This is a genomic window from Lactobacillus sp. UMNPBX6 (assembly GCF_002553975.1).
Classification (GTDB): domain Bacteria; phylum Bacillota; class Bacilli; order Lactobacillales; family Lactobacillaceae; genus Lactobacillus; species Lactobacillus gallinarum.
Window position 1 is genome coordinate 1 of record NZ_PCZD01000096.1, and the last position, 3,148, is coordinate 3,148.

Here is a 3,148-nt window from a genome sequence, read left to right on the forward strand (position 1 = left end):
GTTCAAACCAATCATACGAGAAAGGAACTCCTTTTTCTAATGTTTAAAGAAATAAATTTAAGGAATCATTCATCCTTACACAAACTATTTTACAGTCTCATTCCTTCGTTAAATATACCTAAAATTTGTTAATTATTTTTTAATTATATACAGATACTTCGTTATTATGCAAGAAAAACCGTAATCATAGTTACATGATTACGGTTTCTAAACTTATTTAGTTGAAGTAGCTTGCCAAGGAATGGCACAAATAACATAAATAATTGCACCGACAATGACATATTCCAAGAAAACACTACTGCCAATTTCAAGAATTGAACCAAATTCAATGTTATCTACATCAAAAATTACAGGAACTAGCGCTAGTAACCCTGATATCAGAATTAGCCAAAATCCGGCCCACATTCCCGCAGCAGTTGCATTATGAATCAGCACTCGCGTTGAAGCTTTAGATTTCATGTCATTAATTAATGAAATCAGAGTAATAATAGTCACAATCACAATGATTACATTAACGATTAATAATAAACTAGCAATATTGGCACCAAGTGTCACAATATTTAAGTTAAATGCCTTAACAATTGCATAAGGAGCATTAACACCTTGTTTTTTTAGTTTATTATTGATCACTTGTGCTCCACTTGAAGAGCCTTTATCAATTCCTTGATTAATATCCGTTAAAATCTGTTGAGCAAGACTTAAATTATTAACCTTAAACCAGTGAATGCCTAACGTATAATCAATTATATGGTCGGCAATTGGCTGGGTTTGTGCCTGTGCAAGTAGATTTGCGTCATCTTCGTCGCGAGCATTAATTACATCTGCCAAAACATCAAAATTTTTATTAACTTGGCGTACAATAACGGCTTGATTGTAACTAGTCCTGATTTGTTTTTTCATAAAAATAGGATTCAGAAAAGTTGCCGTTATCAATGTTAAAGCCGCAGCCAAAAAGATCACAAAAGCCATCATGCGTTTATACTGGCCAGCTTGTTCTTGCCCCATTCGTCGCAAATTGGCTCTTCTGCCTTCAACCATCACGATTCCCCTTTAGCTGAAAATTTCTTTACCTTCATCAAACATCGTATCAATTGCACGGTGAACAACTTCCATATCAGCTGATTCGATGATTTCATGTCCCTCTTTTAGAGCTTGATCAATTTCACGAGAAGAACAATGCAAGAAACTAAACATTAATGCACTCGTAGCATAGTCTGCAAGAGCCTCTGCTGATAAGTGGTGCTTCTTACGATCATGGTAAAGCCGTCCGATACCACTAGTTACAAATGCAATCCCCGTTTCAAGCTCGTCTTCATCAACATCAACGTCGTCAAATAAATGATTGATATTGATCCAATCATTAAGCATTACGCCCCAGTTATCCAGGGTTGCATTGCTGACAAAGGCTTCTGAAATAATTCGATCAAGACCTTCATCATGCATCCCTAAAACTGCAATAGTATAAATAAAAGCCTTAGTTCTTGCATATGGTGCATTACTATTAGCCATATCGTAATTATTTACTTGTTGTCCTAAAGTATTAAAAAGATTACGAATAATGTCATTAGTTAACTTGGCTTTATGAGGATAATATGACTGCAGCAGGGACTTTGAAATGCCTGATTTTTCTGCAATCATTTGCAAAGAAACATTATCCATTCCATTTTCTCTGATTAAATGAAAAGTATTGCCAAGAATAACTCTCCGTCTTTTCATATTTTTCCGTCGTGCCATGGTTATTCCTCTATCTTTCTCTTTCTATCTATACAACACAAATCAATTATACCAATCATTGCTATTTGTAAATAGTTTTATGACTTAAACTTAAATAAAAAATAATCCTCATTCAGGTGAGGATTATTATATATCAATTATTTAATTTTTTTACTTTAAACGATTTTGTTCATCAAAAATTTGGTGAATTGAACGATCGTTATAAACGTAATCAATACCACGAGCAAGAAGTTGATCTACAGAAATACGAACCATTCTGTCTGGGTAACGATTATGCTTAATAGTATCAGTTACAACGATTTGTTCAATTGGCAATTCGTTAAGTACTTCAGTTGCATTCTTAGAAAGAAGTGCGTGAGTTGCAGCAACATAAACCTTCTTGGCACCTGCCGCCATAACTGACTTAGTTGATGATGAAATACGAGAACCAGTATCAATTAAATCATCAACGATGATACACTTCTTGTCTTTAACATCCCCAATAATATCGTGCACTTCAGTATCATAACGAGCACCACGTTGATCAACAATAGCGATTGGAGCGTTGAAATATTGACCAAAGTTACGTGCAAGCTTGGCACCTGAGTGATCAGGTGAAACAACTACGATATCATCATCTTCCTTAGTAGCAATACCATTATCTAAGAAGTATTGACCAAGAAGTGGAATAGCGTGCAAGTGATCTACTGGAACACTGTAGAAACCTTGAATTTGTGAAGCATGCAAATCAACTGTAATTAAACGATCCATACCAGTTAATTGAAGCAAGTTAGCAACAAGCTTAGCTGTGATTGGTTCACGTGAACGAGTCTTAGTATCTGAACGTGAATATGCTAAGTATGGAACTACCACGTTAATGGTATGAGCTGATGCACGGTGCAATGCGTCCAAGATAATTTCAAGTTCCATGAAGTTTTCGTTAACTGGATCTTGAATTGATTGAATTACAAAGACGTCACAACCTCTGACACTTTCACCAATATTAACTTGGATTTCACCATCGCTGAAGTGATGAACTGCAGTTTCAATTAATGGTTGACGCAAAATTGCAGCAATTTTTTCGTTTAATGCTGGGTTACCACCTAACCCGATCACCTTCATTGGGTGCAATAATTTATGGAGTTCTTCCTTGTTCATAGCTACCTCTTCTGAATAAAAATCATATACAGACCCATTATATACGAAAAACCTTCTCTGATAAATAAAAGAGGAGGTTCTTTATTGAAGATTTCTATTTTGATTTTGAATTTACGTAAATCTAATTCATTTGTCTTCTAGAAACAATGAACAAAACCAGCCCGACAATCGCTGCCAATTCCGGCACTACTAAGTTCATGAAACTTAAACTTGAATTATGCGGTCAACTACCCTAGACTGAAGTCTAGGGCTTAGTGGCTCGTTAGCTTACGCTAAC

The 3,148-nt window shown here is 35.4% G+C and carries 3 protein-coding genes; all 3 read right to left on the reverse strand.

What is annotated here, in order from left to right; translation table 11 throughout:
• Positions 1-213: 213 nt before the first annotated feature.
• Positions 214-1,038 carry a hypothetical protein gene (locus CP357_RS09695; protein WP_098037198.1) on the reverse strand — a complete coding sequence of 275 codons (825 nt, stop codon included), beginning with the start codon at positions 1,036-1,038 and terminating at the stop codon, positions 214-216.
• A gap of 12 nt (positions 1,039-1,050) precedes the next feature.
• Entirely contained in the window at positions 1,051-1,734 is a 684-nt protein-coding gene (locus CP357_RS09700) for a TetR/AcrR family transcriptional regulator (protein WP_098037199.1), read from the reverse strand.
• A 150-nt stretch (positions 1,735-1,884) separates the two neighbouring features.
• Positions 1,885-2,871 (reverse strand): ribose-phosphate pyrophosphokinase, encoded by a 987-nt coding sequence (locus tag CP357_RS09705; RefSeq protein WP_056945545.1) that lies wholly within the window; start codon positions 2,869-2,871, stop codon positions 1,885-1,887.
• Positions 2,872-3,148 lie beyond the last annotated feature (277 nt).

What these genes read in the sequence shown, in the direction of transcription:
- CP357_RS09695 (WP_098037198.1), bottom strand. Translation starts at nt 1,038, where the DNA reads ATGGTTGAAGGCAGAAGAGCCAATTTGCGACGAATGGGGCAAGAACAA.
- CP357_RS09700 (WP_098037199.1), bottom strand. Translation starts at nt 1,734, where the DNA reads ATGGCACGACGGAAAAATATGAAAAGACGGAGAGTTATTCTTGGCAAT.
- CP357_RS09705 (WP_056945545.1), bottom strand. Translation starts at nt 2,871, where the DNA reads ATGAACAAGGAAGAACTCCATAAATTATTGCACCCAATGAAGGTGATC.